An 18582-nucleotide genomic window follows, 5' to 3' on the forward strand; every position below is an offset into this window, starting at 1 on the left:
TATTTACATCTATCAAATAATTATAATAGATATGAAATATACATTAAAAAGTCAGCGGGGAAATTATAAGATAATTGAAGAAGTGAGCGTTTAATAATATGTGTTTTTTAGAATAAGAGGTGTAAAGAGTTGAAAAAGTACATAAATGTAAGGTCGGTAGCATTAGTAGCATGGCTAATCATAACAATAGTTATGATTTTAACAATGCCTAATATGGACCGGCTTGTTAAGGAAAAAGGTCAACAGCATGTAAGTAATGCAGTGCAAAGTGGAATTGCGGCTGAGATGATGAAAGAAATGAATGATAATAGAGGAGATCACTATTCCTTCACTGCAGTCTTCCATAGTAATACGGATAAAAAATTATCCGGTGAGCAATTAGAAGAAATTGATGCAATAATAACTCGTTTAAAAAAACACGAAAATGATTTAGGTATTACAGCCATGATGGCACATACAGACAGTAAGGAAGTGAAATCGCAGCTTGTTTCAGAAGATGGGACAACCATCTTGACACAATTTACAATAGATAAAAAGCAAGGTGAAATTTCAAATGTTGAGAAAGAATTAAATACATATATTCAATCAAAAAATGTAGATACATATTTAACTGGAAATGACTTGGTCATTAGAGATTTTGCGAAGTCTACACAAGATGGTGTTGCAAAGACAGAAGTTATTGCCATTATGTTTATTGTAGTTGTATTAATTCTAGTTTTTCGTTCACCGGTAGTTCCATTGATTTCTTTAGTAACAGTTGGTATAGCTTACATCGTTTCTTTAGGAGCTATCGCACATTTAGTGGATAAGTGGGATTTTCCATTCTCCAATTTTACACAAGTGTTCCTAGTCGTTGCGCTATTTGGTATCGGTACAGATTACAATATCTTACTGTATACCCGGTTTAAAAAAGAACTTAGAGGTACTAGCGATTATTTAGTAGCTATAAGAGCAACTTATAAAACTGCTGGGAAAACTGTTCTGTATAGTGGAGCAGCTGTGTTTATAGGTTTTATAGCATTGAGCCTTTCAGATTTTCCTTTATACAAGGCAAGTTCACTCGTTGCAATAGGTGTGGGGGTCTTATTACTTGTCCTTATCACATTGAACCCCTTCTTTATGAGCGTACTAGGTAAAAAAATGTTCTGGCCAGTTAGAAGTTTCGAAGGACATGGTGATAGCAAGCTATGGTCAATTTTAGCGAAGTATGCCTATTTTAGACCTATTTTAGCGCTGCTTTTAGTAGCCATTATATGTACACCGTTTATAATGAAAAATTCAGGTGAATTGAATTACAACGATTTACTTGAGATTGCCGATAGCTATGAGTCGAAGCAAGGGATTAAAGTTATTGAGGAGCATTTCCCACCAGGTTTCTCATCTCCAACAAATATCGTTATTAAAGGGAGAGAGACTTTAGATAACCAAAAGTATCTACAAGCACTTGATGAATTAACACAAGCTATTGCAGAAATAAACGGTGTTTCAAAGGTGTATTCATCAACTAGACCTGAAGGGAATCGAGTGAAAGAACTTTACTTGAACCGACAAACTGATCAAGTTAATAGTGGCTTAGGAAATGCACAGGAGGGCATCGAAGTTATTCATAATGGTTTATCAACGGCTGGGGATGGACTTAGTAATGCAGATGATAGTGGGATTGAAAATGTTCAAAAGTTAATTGACGGTACTACAGAAGTTAAATCAGGCATATTAGCATTGAATTCTGCAATGGAGAAAATAACGAGTGGCTTCCAACATGGTGTAACAGGAGCAGGTCAAATTCAAACAGGCTTACATGAATTGAATACCAATATTGCGAAACTGTCCGATGGTACTAGAGAATTACAGGATGGTTATGCAGATTTATATACTGGCCTAAATACATTTTCACAATATTTTTCATCCTTGAGTGATGCAATTATCGGCGCTAGACAAGGGTATACACAGATTGAAATTTCTATGAGGGCTCTGATTAAAACAAATCCTGAATTAGAAAATGATGAAAATATAAGAACTGCTCTACGTATAGCGCGAGCGGGTCAGCTAGAGTTCTTGGTATTAAAAAACCAAATGAATAGAATTGAGCCACAGTATAAGAAGGCGATGAATTCATTCAATAAAGCGAATATTTCATTCTCGAAAATTAATAATGCCTTAACGTATGTTCAGCAGGGAGTAAAGCAACTTGAAATTGGAGCACAAGAATTAAAATCAGGATTGGATAAAGGTGAAAATGGATCTGAGCAAATTGTTAGTAATCTACCCTATTTACAAACCGGACTAACTCAAATTAATAATGGTCAGGAGCAATTGAAATCAGGACTTTCTGATTTACAAGAAGACATGAAAACTTTACAAAAAGGTCTTGCTGATAGTACAGATGGTTTAAATGAAATTAGTGCAGGTCTAGCGAATGCACAAGATTATTTAGGAAACGTTAGTAACTCAAAATCAACTACGAAATTCTTTGTTCCTAAGAATGTTATAGAGGGGGAGGATTTCCAAAAAAGCTTGGATATGTACATGTCTGAAAATCGAGAAATGACAAGATTAATGGTCATTCTTGATGTTAATCCATACTCAAAAGAAGCAATGCATATCGTTGAAAAAATCAATGAACGTATTGAATCAGTTTCAAAAAATAGCGAGTTAAAAAATACGCAAATTGCAGTAGGTGGGAAATCTTCTCAAAATCTAGATTTACAAGATATTTCGAGCAATGATTTTACGAGAACTATGATCATTATGCTTATAGGTATTGGAGTGGTACTAGCTATTATTACACGTTCACTTTGGAGACCAATAATCATTATTGCTTCATTAATCATTGCCTATTACTCATCACTTGGAATTAGCGAATTAATCAGTAAATATATTTTAGATATCGATGCATTAAGCTGGAATGTTCCTTTCTTTGGCTTCATTATGCTAATTTCATTAGGAGTAGATTATAGTATTTTCATGATGATGCGATTCAATGAACTTGAACAGAACTCGAGTGAAGCAATAATAGAGGCAGCAAAAAATATTGGTGCGGTTGTATTATCAGCAGCGATTATTTTAGGTGGTACATTTGCTGCGTTGATTCCTTCAGGCATTTTGACATTGATACAAGTAGCGCTAGTTGTCATAGTGGGACTTGTATTAATGAGTCTACTATTGATGCCAATCTTCACACCGGCAATGTTTGGTCTAACTCATAAACTTAGACATTTTGGTGATAAAAAAAAGTTTAGTAATAAAAAAACTCTTTAAAAGAATAAAATGTAAGCTACTTTGCCATTTTGAAAGAGATGTGTAGAGTAGCTTATATTTTTATCTTGAATGGGTATTCTGACTATTCGTGACTAGGTGCATAAATAGATGGGTAAAAATATATGAAGTTAGAGTAATAAGGAGATGTATTACGATGAATTGGAAAGGAAGAAGGCAAAGTTCCAATGTAGAGGATCGAAGAGGAATGAAAGGCCCTGCCGTAATTGGAGGGGGCATAGGCGGTATCGGTATAATTATCGTCCTCCTTTATACATTGCTAGGCGGTGATCCACAAGATATTTTGAATGGTTCCCAGCAGTCTATTCCTACGGAGCAGCAAAGCTCTACTTATATTCCAACTGCCGAGGAAGAAGAACTAGCGAGTTTTGTTAAAGTTGTCCTCGCAGATACTGAGGATGTCTGGGCGGAAATCTTTAAAAAAGAAGGCATGACATATAAAAACCCAACGCTCGTGTTATTTTCAGGTAGCGTACAGTCAGGATGTGGGACAGCTAGTGCGTCTGTAGGTCCATTCTATTGTCCAGCAGATCAAAAGCTATATATTGATTTAAGTTTTTATCAAGAATTAAAGAACCAATTTAAAGCGCCAGGGGATTTTGCCATGGCCTATGTTGTTGCACATGAAGTAGGTCACCATGTACAAACATTGTTAGGAACTTCTGAAAAAGTACACGAGATGAATGGTAAAGTATCGCAAGCTGAGTACAATAAATATTCAGTTATGCTAGAGCTTCAAGCGGATTACTATGCAGGTGTATGGAGCCATTATGTACAAGGAGAGGGCCTTTTAGAAGAAGGAGATATTGAAGAAGCACTTACTGCCGCGAACGCTATCGGTGATGATACACTCCAAAAAGAAGCTCGTGGTTATGTAGTACCTGAAAGTTTTACGCATGGTACATCTAAGCAACGTGTAAAATGGTTTAAACAGGGATTTCAGAATGGAACAATTGAAGGTGGCGATACTTTCAAGTCCAAAGACTTATAGGAACTAGAAAAAGGTATAAAACGCTAAAAAAAACGGAAGAAGACTAGTTTAGCACCATTTTCGCATTTGACGAATATATTAATTGCTATGAAAATAGTGTATAATACTACAGTAAATTAATGGCTTATCCTCAAGTGGGCAAGAGTAAATGCTCGCGCGTCATTTATATGTAGACTATTTGAAAGAGAGTGAAAATACATGGGACGTAAGTGGAACAATATTAAAGAGAAAAAAGCTGCTAAAGACCAAAGTACAAGCCGTATCAACGCTAAATTTGGACGTGAAATTTATGTAGCTGCTAAACAAGGGGAACCTAATCCAGAATCTAACGGTGCATTAAAAGTTGTTTTAGAACGTGCTAAAACATACAGCGTCCCAAAACATATTATTGACCGTGCAATTGATAAAGCTAAAGGTGGCGGGGACGAAAACTTTGATGAACTTCGTTATGAAGGTTTCGGACCGAATGGCTCAATGGTCATCGTTGACGCTTTAACAAATAACGTAAACCGTACTGCTGCAGATGTACGTGCTACATACGGTAAAAACAACGGGAACATGGGTGTCAGCGGTTCTGTAGCCTATATGTTCGATCCTACAGCTGTATTCGGTATCGAAGGAAAAGAAGCTGAGGAAGTACTTGAAATGCTGATTGAAGCTGATGTTGATGTACGTGACGTATTTGACGAAGGTGAAGCAACAATTATTTATGCTGAACCTACTCAGTTCAACGCAGTACAAGAAGCTTTAAAAGAGCAAGGTATTACGGAATTCACAGTAGCAGAATTAACAATGCTACCTCAAACTGAAATCCAACTTGAAGGCGATGACCTAGCAAAATTCGAAAAGCTAATTGATGCACTAGAAGAACTTGACGATGTTCAACAAGTTTATCACAATGTAGAACTTTAATATCTGAGGGTTTTCTGGTTCAAGAAATGCAATTTATGACTTGGATAACTTAAAGCAAGTGGCAATTTCGCCACTGGCTTTTTGCTGAACTTTTGAGGCGATAATAATATCAGTACAAGAAGTTTTAAAGGTGTTAAATAAAAATAAAAACTAAGAGGTATCTCATAAGTCGATTTTTTGACTTCGGGATACCTCTTTTTATATACAAAGATAGAAGGTGTATCTATATTTTTAATGTTACTGGATATTATCAAAGAGTATAACAATTTTTGCATAGAAAAATAATGTGTGTTTAAAAAAATAACTTTTTATGTAGTTATATATCCCTGATTTTTTTGGTGTAAAAACAAGGTATAAAGCAGTAAAATAGAATTAAACAATAGAAAGTAATAGTAAATAATTGATTAATAAGGGTTTAAAAACGGCTTTTTTATATGCCGATATAGTAAAATAGTTGTCCGCCGCATTAAAAAAAGTAAGATATTAATAGCTTTATTTTGATAAATCATTTTTAATCTATAAATATAAAACCTTTTAAACAAGAAGAAGTAATGAAGATTGAAAAAAATATTAAATAACATTTAAGTTATAAAAGTGCTAAGGAACTGGTGCACAATTATATTATTTCAATATATCTGTATGAGGGGAAATCTAACGGACGTTTACTAATGACATAAAAGGGTAGCTGATAGACGTGGAAATCAGATTTCCTAATTTTGGTCATCTAGTAGACCTGATAGGAAGGGTATTATATATGAGAATACTAACTATGTTATTGCTATTTTCTACACTTATTTTAAGCTCGTGTTCTTCATTTGAACAATCGGATAAGCAATTAAAAGTGCTCCAAGCAGAGGTACCTAGAGTTGAAACAGAAGCATTTACTCAAAAGTACCTTATCCAAAAGGATGGACGTATACGCACTAATTTGACAGATCGATCTGATAACTATTTATCTGAGTCAGTCGGATTATGGATGCAATATTTAGTGGAAAGAGATAGCTATAATCAGTTCCATAATCAAGTTGAAGTGCTACGAAGCTATTTTTTAACTAACGATAATTTAATTGCTTGGGAGCTAAATGGAGAAGAGAAGGCAGCTGCAAACGCTGCTATCGATGATTTACGTATTGTGGATGCACTGTTTAATGCAGGTGTGCGATGGAAAAATCCAGCGTATACAAAACTCGCTCAACAGTTAGGGGAAAGTTTTGTTAGTGTCCAATTGAAAGATAACCTAATGGTTGATTACGTAGATTTAAAAAGTAAAAAACAGAGTAATGAAGTAACTATTAGCTATATCATTCCGTCTGGTTTTGATCATTTACAGAGTAAAGGATTAATATCGTCTGATGTATATAAAGCAAACCGTAATTTACTATTAAAGGCTCCGCTCTCTAAGAATGGATTTTACCCAAAGTATTACGATTTGGAAAAATCTACTTATTTCTATGATGAAGAAATCAACTTAATAGACCAGCTTTATGTCGGGTATCATTCGTCTCAATGGAAAGGTAATACGGACAAGCTAATGAAATTTTTGAAAATGGATTTTGCTAAAAACGGAGGAAAGCTATTTGGTCGTTATGATGCAGAGACGTTTAGGCCAACAGTCGATTATGAAGGTCCTTCGGTTTATGCGTTGGCGATCTTGTTTTCATTAGAACGTGGTGATAAGAAGTTTGCTCAGCAACTTTATAATAGAATGCTGATTTTACAACAAAGTAATAAGAAGCAGGAGTATTACGGAGGCTATATTGATGTAGAAACGCTAGAAACACATGCATTTGATAACTTATTGCCTTTAATTGCAGAAAGGAAGATTGAATGGAGCGGTTTTTAAACGCAAATAAGCAAACTCTATTGCTTATTACAATACTTATATTGTTATTACAAATTCCTTCTTATTTCATGTGGGATTATGGAAGTGAAGGAATTCTTTTATATGTTTTTTTAATCATTTTAATTATTGTGAGCTTGTTATTGGGAACAGTAACAGGTCTGATTTTTAGTTTAATATTCATCTTCATTATTGGTAGTGTTTTGATTTATTTTAATTACACCGAAAATGCATTTGTAATTAGCTTTACAATGCCGGTACAGGTGTTTTTGGTATATGGGCTAATGCTGATTGTTCTGGTGTTAATAGCAGGACGTTTGCAAGAAGTTATTATTGCCCGGGAAAAGCTGAATCAGCGTTTGCAAGAAGAAGTACGCAATTTTATCGCTGTCGATGTTGAAACAGGTTTTGATAACAACTATCGAATGGGTATAGCGATAAAGGAAGAGATGATGCGTGTAGACCGTTATGGTAAATCTTTTACTTTAATTCTATTACAGATTGACCACTTAAAAGATTTTAATAGACTTTATGGCGCTAAAGAAACAAAACATTTGCTTCAGGGGTTAGCTCAAACAATGGATAAAGCAATGCGTTTGACAGATAAAAAATTCAGATATGATACAGATCGTTTTGCCATTTTATTGACAGAAACCGGTGGCGATTCGATTGATTTAGTAATTGAGAAACTGGCTAGCAAGATCAAAACACATCAGCTTTTAAGTGGCAAATATGTAACTTTGACATTCCGTACTGGTTTTTCTGTATATGAGCCGAAACTAGATACTTCATATGAGGAGATTATCAGTAGGGTTGAAAGTGAGATGGTTTCTCATGAACTATAAACGGTTGATTTTAGGGATTTCCATCATAACGGTGATGTGCATTCAAAGTATACCTGTATTTGCTACAGTCTCTACAGAGCAGAAGAAACCAACAATATTGGTAGCTTATCAGTCAGCGAATGGTAAAGCGAATTCAGACACTCTATTACTTGAAGCGATTTTTGCAGGAATATCTGATCAAGTTCAGTTATCGAGTGTTCAACAAGTAACAATTGAAACCATAAAAAATATAGACGTCGTAGTATTTGTAGGCGAAGACAGAGGTAATTTACCAACGGATTTTTTAAAGGCTATAAATAATTTTAAAGGTCATTTAATTGTTTTTGGTAAAAATGCGGAACAACTCCCTCGCTTTGAAAAATGGCAATTCTTCGGTACGCAATCACTTCGGACTTTGGATGGAGAGCCACTTTCTAAGTTAATCAATATAGAATATGTCAAACCACCAAAAGGTAGTGAAGTGCTAGTTGAAGGTGCGAATCTAAATACTAAGTATCCTGTTATTGTGAAAGCCGGTAAAACATCTTTTATAGCAAAATCAAATTTTATTTCCGATGATAATTATATTTTGTCACGAGAATTATTTAGTTTACTAGACTTGCAGGAACCGGCAAAACATCTGGCATATATTCGTCTAGAGGATATCTCTCCTATATCAGATCCGAAGCTTGTGAAGGAAACGGGTGAATATTTAGCAGAAAAGGGTATTCCTTTTTATATGGCACTAATTCCTGTTTATGTGAATAGTGAGACGGGAGAACAAGTGCAATTAAAAGATAGTAAAAAGCTAGTGAAAGTGCTACAGCATTTACAAAGCTTAGGTGGTATGGTTATTGCCCATGGCTATACGCATACGTATCGACATACAGAAACAGGCGAAGGTTTCGAGTTTTGGGATTCAATCAACAATCAAAAAATTTCATCGATAAGCGCTAGCGATGAACCTATAAAAATGAAAAAAAGATCTGATTTTTCGGTAGAGAAAGCATATCAACAATATTTGGGATCGATTGATGAGATAGAGAAGAAATATATTGAAGATAAAATGGAGCACTCTATTGAAAAATTAACAGAATTAAAATTGTACCCAATTTCCTTTGAGGCACCACACTATGCAATGAGTTCAACAGGATATGACATCATTGCAAAACAATTCACATCCATGTTTGGGCAAATTCAATTATCAGATGATACGTGGAAGAGGATGGCTGTGCCGTTAATGATAAGTAAGCCGTCACTACTAAGTGGTATGACATTATATCCTGAAACGATTGGATTTATTGATCCAAGTAGTCCGGATCCCTTAAAAGATATGGAAGAACAAATAAATAAAGTGCAGCAGGTTCCTGGTTCAGTCATTGGCGGCTTTTATCATCCATATTTAGGAATGGAATATTTGCCTGAAATGGTGAGCTTAATAGAAGGGGTACCGAATTTAGAATGGTTGGATTTAAGAAAAACAAAACAAATCGTACAGTCTGAAAACATTATGATTCACCAAGAGAAAAATGGGGACTTAAACGTAGTATCTCACATTAAATGGACAGATAAGGTAAAGCAAAGGATGGAAGAAAATCCATTTGAAATGGTGTTATGGACCTTAGCAATTATTGTCGCTTTATTTGTTATAGCATTCTTTATTTATGTTGTGAGCTTACGTACTAAGCTGCGAAAACGATTGTTTGAGGAGCGAAATTTAAATGGCTAATATATTATTTTACATTGCGCTATTTTTAATATGGATTATGCTTTTATACCATATGTTCTTAATGCAAGGTGGCTATCTTCACTTTAGGACATTTGAGCGTGTTATTCCTGAATGGGAAAAGAAAATGGTTGAATTGCCAACCGTAAGTGTTTTTATACCTGCGCATAACGAAGAGGTTGTAATTGGGCAGACTTTACAAGCAATGTCGCGGTTACATTATCCGAAAGAGAAACTCGAAGTAATTGTTATAAATGATAATTCTTCAGATAGAACAGGTGAAATTGCAAGACAGTTTACAGAAAAACACCCCTTTATTCGTGTTATTGAAACTGAGCCTCCAAATAAGGGGAAGGGTAAGTCCTCTGCGTTGAATGAGGCGTTAAGAAAATCGTCTAGTGATGTGATTGTTGTTTATGATGCAGATAATACACCGGAGAAAATGTCAGTTTGGTATTTAGTAATGGGATTAGTAAATGATCCAAAGGCAGCAGCTGTGGTTGGTAAATTTAGAGTTATTAATGCGGCAAAAACCTGGCTTACTCGTTTTATTAATATAGAAACGATTTGTTTTCAATGGATGGCGCAAGGTGGCCGATTTAAATGGTTCAAAGTGGCGACAATTCCTGGTACGAACTTTGCTATTCGACGAAGTATTGTAGAGGAACTTGGTGGCTGGGATGTTAAAGCATTAGCTGAGGATACTGAGTTAACCATTCGCGTTTACAATAAAGGTTATCATATTCGGTTTTTCCCTAAGGCTATAACATGGGAGCAAGAGCCTGAAACACTAAATGTTTGGTGGAAGCAACGAACTCGCTGGGCCCGAGGAAATCAATATGTCGTCCTTAAGTTCTTGGGGCAATTTTTTAAGTTGAAACGTAAAAGTATTATTTTTGATTTATTTTACTTTTTCTTTACGTACTTCCTATTCTTTTTCGGTGTTATTTTATCAAATACTCTGTTTATCATTAATCTCTTCTATGATCTAAATCTATCAATTGGTAATGTAGCTCTTGCACTATGGATCCTGGCATTCCTTTTATTCTTAGCTGAGGTAATGATTACGTTAAGTATAGAGAAAGCTGAGATGAATCGGACAAATTTCTTTTATGTAATATTAATGTACTTTTCTTATTCTCAAATGTGGATTGTTTTAGTTGTTTATTCATTATTTTTAGAGATGAAAAGAGTGTTATTTAAACAAGAAGTGAAATGGTATAAAACAGAGCGCTTTGAACAAAAAGATAAAGGGGAAAAAACATGAAGCAATATCAGTTATTAATAGCTAGTTTATTATGCATAATTATTGTGGCTTTGGCACCAACCAAAAGTGAGGCAAATACTACAATTTCAGCCAATGGAATAAAAGTGAATAATGTTAAAGACACGAATCAACCTCAACCTTTTACCAATGCGCCAATTACTTTAAATGGCCCAGCAGGTGAGGTCACTTTCTACTACGAATTAGTAGCAGATGCAAAAGGAAAAGAAAGTAAAATTGTCTTGAATACTGAAAACTCTGAGTTATTAATTGCGCCATCATCACTATCAGTTAGTGTAGATAATAAAATGGTGAAATCAATCGCAATTAATGGGGACAAGCCTGTACGTGAAATGACTATTCCACTTAAAGGTGATGCTCTGAAAGAAGGAATTCATGCTGTAACTGTTAAATATTATGGTGTACTTAAAGAAGGAATGTGTGTAAAGCAAGGAACTTCAGCTAATTGGCTTACACTTAATATCAATTCATATTATCAGTTGGAGGGTCTAGTAAAAAAGACAGATGTTACGTTAGGTGATTATCCAGCTAATTTTGTAGGAACTGAGGAACAACCTGTATATATTGTTATGCCAGATAAGCCTTCAACAAATACGTTAAACAGTGCACTTCAGATGACTAATTTCTTATCAAATCAATCAGGTAGAAAAAATGCAGTACAAATTACTAGAGAATCGAAAATAAAAGAATTAAATCAGAATGTAGTTTTTATAGGTGTACCCTCTGAATTTTCAAATTCCAATATAAAAAAACTATGGCAAGATGCTAATGTGAAGCAAACGGCAGATGCACTTCATCTATCCATTCGCACATTAAAACATGGACAGCAAGAAACTTCAGCAATGTTTGTAACAGCTAACAAGGCAACTGATTTAGAAGATAGAATTGCTATTTTAACTAATCCGCAATTCTCAAAACAACTGAGTGGCTTAGATTTGTCGGTAAAGGATATACCAAAACAGTTGAATTTGACACAGAATGGTAGCGCCACATTAGAACAATTTGGTGCAGAGAATATTACGCTTGATAGTCAGAGTACTAATAGCGCGCATTATTATTACTATGTCTCACCTAATACGCAACTAAATAAGGCATTTACACTCAATCTAAAATTAAAAAAATCCGAAAGTATTACATCTATGAAAGAGCAATCGGAATTAGACAATAGTACAAATATCGAATTAATCGTAAATGTAAATAATATTCCGCATTCGGTGAATCTACGTACATTAGCAGATAGTAAGGATGGAATTTACAATGTAAGTGTACCAATTGATGCTAAAGCAATTAAAGATAACCGTTTAATAGATTTGCAGTTTCAAACTACTGGTTTGGGCGTGAATGATCCTTGTAAAGAAACAGATGAAAAACGTTGGATTTATATTGAGAAGGATAGTACTTTTATATTACCAATAATACAAAATGTTGATGAACAAAAGGGGATTACATTTGCTGCATTTCCTTATCCATTTGTAAGTACAGAAGGGATGCCTATTGTTGTCTTACCTAAAAAAACAGATGTTTTAGATGAGCAATTACTCAAGTTATATAATGCGATATTGCAAGGTGTTCAACAACCTACTATACAATTAAAAACTGCTGAGCAAGTAACAGCTAAGGATGCTGAAAAAGCAAATGTTATATTTATAGGCGGGCCGAATGAACAACCTTTGTTACAAAAAAAGGTGAATGATTTGATAGTTTCATATAAGGGAAATAAGGCAGTATTAAGTGATGAGGGCTTTGTTTCGGAAACGGTTCAACAATTTAGCTGGATCCAAGAAAACCCTTGGAGTAAAGGGAATCATTCAATTCTTGTTATTGATCATCAAGGGTCTACTCCCGATTTTATGGAGAATAAATTTCTTGATGAAATAATAAACTCAGATGAATTGGCAACGGTCGCTGTACAATCTAGTGACAAGCAATTTTTTACTAATGCTGAATATGTGAAAACAAACAAGCAATTAAATGTCGATAGTGAAAATGGGAAAATTAATAACTCAATATCAAAATGGTGGATTGTTGGATTTGCAGGATTACTCTTGATGATTGGACTTTTGATTTTTAGAATTAAAAGAAGAAAGAATAAGAAGTTGAGATAGATGGAAAAAGACTAGTTCACATTTAATGAGCTAGTCTTTTTTAGAGAATTAATTACTGATGAAATCAATGGAAATGCAATAAGAAGGCAGATATTAATTATTATACTTAGGCAATATTTAAATACCCTTGGAGCATTGATAGCTCTTAGGGTATCTTTATTATAATTATGAAAATGTTCAGAAGGAGGAAAATAGCATGTTTCTAAAGAAAGTAACTTTATTAAAAGACGGTACTGAAAATTTAAGTGAATATCCGTTCAATATTCCTTCATTACAAGTACTTGAAACATTAGAATTCACACAAAATGTAACGTTTTTAGTCGGTGAAAATGGCTCCGGGAAATCGACATTACTAGAGGGTATTGCTGATAAATGTGAGTTTAATACTGCAGGTGGAGGTCGCAACAATTTATATGAGGTGCATGCTGCAGAATCTGTATTAGGGAACCATTTACGGTTGTCTTGGTCACCAAAAGTAATGAATGGTTTTTTCCTTCGAGCGGAAACGTTTTATCAGTTTGCATCACATATCGATTCGGATCCTATGCATTTAAAAGCATACGGTGGAAAATCATTACATCAACAATCGCATGGAGAAGCGTTTCTTTCACTTTTTAAAAATAGATTTGGTAAAAAAGCTATATACTTATTAGATGAGCCCGAAGCAGCATTATCGCCTGCTAGACAATTATCATTAATGCGCATTATGAAAGATTTAGAGGGTGAAGCACAGTTTATTATTGCAACACATTCACCTATTTTACTTGGTTATCCGGAGGCGACTATTTATGATTTTGATAGTCAGCCTATTCAAGGAGTACGCTATGAGGAAACATTACATTATATCTTAACAAAACGTTTTTTAGATAATCGGCAAGCTATCTTACATGAGCTTTTTGCTGATGATTAGAAGGAGAGAGAAAAATGAATTATACATATTTCAACGGCATTCCTAATAAAGAGATTCTTATAGGCATACAAGATCTTCATAAGCATGTATTTGAAGGTGCAGAGCTAGAGGTGAGTGAGCTGAAGGTGAAGCCTCAATTGCTGTGCTGTGTAGCTATAGATAATGCTAGATTAGCTGGTTTTAAATTAGGGTATGAGATGGGAGAAGGGAAGTTTTATAGTTGGCTTGGTGGGGTTCATTCGGATTACCGTGGTCAAGGAATTGCTTCTTACTTAATGGAGCTACAGCATAAAATAGTACAGGAGAGTGGGTATAAAATAATTCGTACGATTGGGAGAAACCAACGTCGAGCGATGCTTGTTCTTAATATTAAGTATGGTTTTAATGTAATCGAAACATTTATAAGTAAAAAAGGTACCCATAAAATAATACTAGAGAAAGATTTATAATGGCTTTCGTTTGTGAATCTTTTCCATCATCTTTATCGGTAAAAAATAAAAAGTGGAAGAGGTTGATATATTGAAAGGTTTAATAAGGAGGCTTCTAATGATTGGAGGAAGCATTGTTGTCGTAGCTGGTTTAACGTTTTGGGTTGTGACAACTAGATGGCTATCAGCTGGAACAGAGCCGAAAGCGGATGGCTCGAATGAGTATGCACTTGTGTTAGGTGCAAAGGTGAAGAAGGGGAACGTACCGTCGAAATCTCTTTCTTATCGTTTAGATGCTGCGTTACAATATGCAAAGCAATATCCTCACGTCAACTTAATTGTGTCGGGTGGGCAAGGGCCGGATGAAGATGCAACGGAGGGATCTGTTATGCAAGCATATTTAGTAGAGCATGGTTTAAGCCCTAATCGAATTATAATAGAGGAAAAGGCAACAACTACTTATGAGAATATTGTTTATTCATTAGAGTTATTGGATCAGGATATTAGCTCTCTAACAATCATTTCAAGCGATTATCATTTAGAAAGAGCTAAGATGCTTGCTGATCGATTAAAACTTAAAGTGGATGTCGTTGCCGCAAAAACGCCGAAAATTATTGAGGCAAAGGTACGTTTCCGTGAACGCTTTGCATTAGTAAAATCGTATATACTAGGTAAGTAGTTAATGGGAGGTTGTTAAGTGAGTATTTATAAATGGCAAGGTGCAGCAGGGGTTTGTTTAAATGGCAATGGAGAAGTATTAATGGTACTTCAAGCAGCACCAGGTGAAGAGAAGAAATGGACAGTACCTAGTGGTGGTATCGAAGGTAATGAAACGTTTGAAGAGTGCTGTCGTCGAGAGTTTTTTGAAGAGACAGGTTATGAAGTAAAAGTGATAAGAGAACTTTATACGAAGTCAAACGAACTTAAAGCCCTAGGTATTGAGATTGATGTACATTATTTTCATGTGGAAATCATAGGTGGAGAGCAAGTTATCGCAGATCCCGACAATTTTATATATGAAATTGCCTGGAAAAAAGGGGAGGAGCTACCGTCTTTACCGATGTCGTATTCTGACGATGCACCGTTGTTGCAGGAATTTATTCGAGCATTAAAATAATAAAAAAGGCAATCCATAATTGGATCGCCTTTTTATTATTGTGCTAAAAATTCGCTAATTTGGTCGCGATATTTTGACACAGATGAAGCGGATACTTCGTAGTATGCTGCAACATCTTTGACTTTCGATAAACCGCCTTCAGGAATGATAGCAGAAGCCTGTCCAGCAAGCACTGCACCTGCAGCTACAGTATTGGCTTTTTTAGCTTTAACTGTGTTTTGTTCTAAATATTGTTGTAGTAAGGCAGTGAATGTATCTGCAGATAGATTGTACTCAGTTACATATTGCTGTACTAGATCAAGAATTTCAGTTTGGAAGGGTGATAGCTCACTTTCCGTTACTGTTTTTTCTTTTTCGACAGCTTTAGTTACAGGTACATCTTCAACAACAGTAGCTGCCACTTCTGATTGAAACTCTGGAGCAACAGCTTCTAGGAACGTTTTGTACAATTCAAATGAATCAGTGATGTTACTTTCAAGCTTGTTGCGTAAAGCTTTTGTAATATTTACTTTGTCATTTGGAATGAAAATAACGCTACTTGTTGCAGTTAAGCCATTTTCACCTTTACGCTTATCTGGCATGAAAATTCCGAATAACCAGTTGCCGCTGAATTTCTTAGATGGAGAGCCAGTCATCAAATAACGTTTGTTAGATACCTCATCAATTAAAGTAATTAATTCGCCATTTTGCGACTCAACTTTTGCAAGTAAGAAAGCTGGTGTTAACCAAGCTGATAAAATATCTTTTACTTGAGGACGAATAGGTTGTGCTAATTGTTTATTTAAATAGTTTCTCCACAAATTCGGGCGATCAATATAAATATATGTTTCCATAGCAATAGTATCTATTAAACTGTCTGCAAATGCATGATTTAATGCGTTCTGCCATTGATGATTGCGTTTTTCTAATGCTTGATAGTCAGCTGTATTAAAGGATTCTTTTACAAAACCTTCCACGACGCGATCGATATCTTCACTTACTAGTGTTGAAATATCTCCTACTGCATTTTTACCACAACATTTTTTGTATTTTTTACCACTGCCACATGGACAAGGATCGTTACGACCTATCAATGTAAAGCACCTCACTTTATAATTAGGCATGAAAATAGGTTAGCACAAAATGAGCTAAAACATAAGTCTTTTAGACGGAGTATTTTAAATAAGTAATTAAATACCATTTTTTTTAACTAATTACGACAATAATAGTTGCAATATTTCTGAAAATATTGAACAATAAGTTTAACGTTTCGACTATCGAAAGATAAAGGAGAGAAGGATACATATGACAACTTTTAAAGACTATGAATATAAACAACCAGATTTAGCTGCTACTAAAAGTAAATTCCACGAACTTTTAGAGGAATTTAAAGCTGCTAAAACAGTAGAAGAACAAAGTTCAGTTATCAGTTCTATTAATGAATTACGTAATAATTTTTCTACTCAATCTACTTTAGTAGAAATTCGTGCTTCTATCGATACAAATAATGAATTTTATCAAAAAGAGAGAGACTATTTTGATGAAATCAACCCCGAGATGGATGATTTAGTCACTGAATACTATAAAGCTCTAACAACTTCAGCGTTTAAACAAGAATTACAAGAGAAGTGGGGACAGCAATTATTTGATTTAGCAGAATACCAAATTAAATCGTTCTCACCTGAGCTCATCTCATTGATGCAAAAAGAGAACAAACTAACATCGGAGTATTCTAAATTAGTAGCTTCAGCTCAAATTGATTTTAATGGTGAAGTATTAACGCTTGCGCAATTAGGCCCTTATGGAGAATCGACAAACGCTGAAACTCGTAAAAAAGCAAAAGAAGCAAGCTTTGGTTTCTTTAAGGAAAATGAAGTGAAATTTGATGAGATATATGATCAGCTTGTTAAAGTACGTCATGAAATGGCAGTGAAATTAGGTTATAAAAACTTTGTTGAACTAGGTTATATTCAAATGAATCGTATTGATTATAACGCTGAAATGGTAAAAAAATTCCGTGATCAAGTAAGAGATTATATTGTTCCAGTTGCAAATAAATTATATGAACGCCAAGCGAAACGCATTGGTGTAGATAAATTAAAATACCAAGACGAAGGATTAAATTTCTTAACAGGTAACGCAACACCAAAAGGAACACCTGAATGGATTGTGGAAAACGGTAAAAAAATGTATGAAGAGTTATCCCCAGAAACTGCTGAATTCTTCAATTTCATGATCGACAATGATTTGATGGATTTAGTAGCGAAGAAAGGAAAAGAGGGGGGCGGTTATTGTACATTTATCGATGATTACGAATCACCGTTCATTTTCTCAAACTTTAATGGTACTTCTGGTGATATTGATGTGTTAACACATGAAGCAGGCCATGCTTTCCAAGTATATACGAGTCGTAATATTGGTATCCCGGAATATATTTGGCCAACTTTTGAGTCTTGTGAAATCCATTCTATGAGTATGGAATTTTTCACATGGCCTTGGATGGAACTATTCTTTAAAGAGGATACAGAGAAATACAAATTTGCTCACCTTAGTGGTGCATTATTATTCTTACCATATGGTGTCGCTGTCGACGAGTTCCAACACGTTGTTTATGAAAACCCTGAAATGACACCAGCAGAACGAAAAGCTGCTTGGAAAAAAATAGAGGGAATTTATTTACCACATCGTGACTATGATGGTATTGAATATGTAGAGCAAGGTGGTTTCTGGCAACGTCAAGCTCATATTTATGCTAGCCCGTTCTATTATATTGATTACACGTTAGCGCAGATCTGTGCATTCCAATTTTGGAAACGTTCAAGAGAAAATCACGAGGAAGCATGGGCAGATTATATCCACCTTTGCCAATTAGGAGGTTCACAATCTTTCACTAATCTTGTAGCGGAAGCGAATCTAGTATCACCATTTGAAGAGGGTTGTGTTGAATCTGTTATTGATTCGATTGAAGAATATCTAAATTCAGTTGAGGATGACAAATTGTAAAAGGTATTTAGAAAACTGTTTACGGAGTGCTTTTAGAAGCAAATCAGAGTGAATACACAAATATATCTCTCGTCCTTATTAATTATTCAAATGATTAATAAGGACGAGTTTTTTTGCATTAATATTTAGTTTCAATAATAAAAAACAGAAGAAGACCATTTGTAACGTAGGGAAATTATTTATGCA

Annotated in this window: 14 protein-coding genes; 13 read left to right on the plus strand and 1 reads right to left on the minus strand. The window is 34.9% G+C overall.

Going from position 1 to position 18582, the window contains the following annotated elements:
- The first annotated feature begins 129 nt into the window (after window positions 1–129).
- The 12 genes from MKY02_RS01205 to MKY02_RS01260 all read left to right on the plus strand — a co-directional run bounded on the left by MKY02_RS01205 (window position 130) and on the right by MKY02_RS01260 (window position 15414).
- Window positions 130–3258: an MMPL family transporter gene (locus tag MKY02_RS01205; RefSeq protein WP_038186325.1), complete on the plus strand. Its 3129-nt coding sequence runs from the start codon at window positions 130–132 to the stop codon at window positions 3256–3258.
- A gap of 154 nt (window positions 3259–3412) precedes the next feature.
- Window positions 3413–4267, plus strand: a complete 855-nt coding sequence (ypfJ, locus tag MKY02_RS01210) for a KPN_02809 family neutral zinc metallopeptidase (RefSeq protein WP_076034755.1) — start codon at window positions 3413–3415, stop codon at window positions 4265–4267.
- Between the two features lie 198 nt (window positions 4268–4465).
- Entirely contained in the window at window positions 4466–5179 is a 714-nt protein-coding gene (locus MKY02_RS01215; protein WP_038186322.1) for a YebC/PmpR family DNA-binding transcriptional regulator, read from the plus strand.
- Window positions 5180–5933: 754 nt separating this feature from the next.
- Window positions 5934–7022: a glycosyl hydrolase family 8 gene (locus MKY02_RS01220; RefSeq protein ID WP_340710497.1), complete on the plus strand. Its 1089-nt coding sequence runs from the start codon at window positions 5934–5936 to the stop codon at window positions 7020–7022.
- Window positions 7007–7864 (plus strand): diguanylate cyclase domain-containing protein, encoded by an 858-nt coding sequence (locus MKY02_RS01225; RefSeq protein WP_340710499.1) that lies wholly within the window; start codon window positions 7007–7009, stop codon window positions 7862–7864. Before MKY02_RS01220 ends, MKY02_RS01225 begins: the two co-directional genes overlap by 16 nt.
- Complete coding sequence (locus tag MKY02_RS01230) at window positions 7854–9572, plus strand: DUF2334 domain-containing protein (protein ID WP_038186317.1); 1719 nt, start codon at window positions 7854–7856, stop codon at window positions 9570–9572. The genes MKY02_RS01225 and MKY02_RS01230 overlap by 11 nt, the downstream gene beginning before the upstream one ends.
- Complete coding sequence (locus MKY02_RS01235; RefSeq protein WP_038186316.1) at window positions 9565–10836, plus strand: glycosyltransferase family 2 protein; 1272 nt, start codon at window positions 9565–9567, stop codon at window positions 10834–10836. Before MKY02_RS01230 ends, MKY02_RS01235 begins: the two co-directional genes overlap by 8 nt.
- Window positions 10833–12959, plus strand: a complete 2127-nt coding sequence (locus MKY02_RS01240) for a cellulose biosynthesis cyclic di-GMP-binding regulatory protein BcsB (protein WP_340710502.1) — start codon at window positions 10833–10835, stop codon at window positions 12957–12959. The genes MKY02_RS01235 and MKY02_RS01240 overlap by 4 nt, the downstream gene beginning before the upstream one ends.
- Before the next feature lie 196 nt (window positions 12960–13155).
- On the plus strand, window positions 13156–13869 hold the full coding sequence (locus MKY02_RS01245; protein ID WP_038186311.1) for an AAA family ATPase: 714 nt from the start codon (window positions 13156–13158) through the stop codon (window positions 13867–13869).
- Between the two features lie 14 nt (window positions 13870–13883).
- Entirely contained in the window at window positions 13884–14318 is a 435-nt protein-coding gene (locus MKY02_RS01250; RefSeq protein WP_038186309.1) for a GNAT family N-acetyltransferase, read from the plus strand.
- A 97-nt stretch (window positions 14319–14415) separates the two neighbouring features.
- A complete protein-coding gene (locus MKY02_RS01255; protein ID WP_179078266.1) occupies window positions 14416–14976 on the plus strand; it encodes a YdcF family protein in 561 nt (186 codons plus the stop codon).
- A gap of 24 nt (window positions 14977–15000) precedes the next feature.
- A complete protein-coding gene (locus MKY02_RS01260) occupies window positions 15001–15414 on the plus strand; it encodes an NUDIX hydrolase (protein ID WP_076034787.1) in 414 nt (137 codons plus the stop codon).
- A gap of 35 nt (window positions 15415–15449) precedes the next feature.
- Here the strand turns inward: MKY02_RS01260 and MKY02_RS01265 are convergent, their stop codons facing one another.
- Window positions 15450–16487, minus strand: coding sequence for a YecA family protein (locus MKY02_RS01265; RefSeq protein WP_038186305.1), 1038 nt, complete (start codon window positions 16485–16487; stop codon window positions 15450–15452).
- A 211-nt stretch (window positions 16488–16698) separates the two neighbouring features.
- Between MKY02_RS01265 and MKY02_RS01270 the strand changes: the two genes are divergently transcribed.
- Window positions 16699–18396: a M3 family oligoendopeptidase gene (locus tag MKY02_RS01270; protein ID WP_038186301.1), complete on the plus strand. Its 1698-nt coding sequence runs from the start codon at window positions 16699–16701 to the stop codon at window positions 18394–18396.
- Window positions 18397–18582: the final 186 nt, after the last annotated feature.

Source organism: Viridibacillus sp. FSL R5-0888, assembly GCF_038009105.1.
Lineage (GTDB): Bacteria > Bacillota > Bacilli > Bacillales_A > Planococcaceae > Viridibacillus > Viridibacillus arenosi.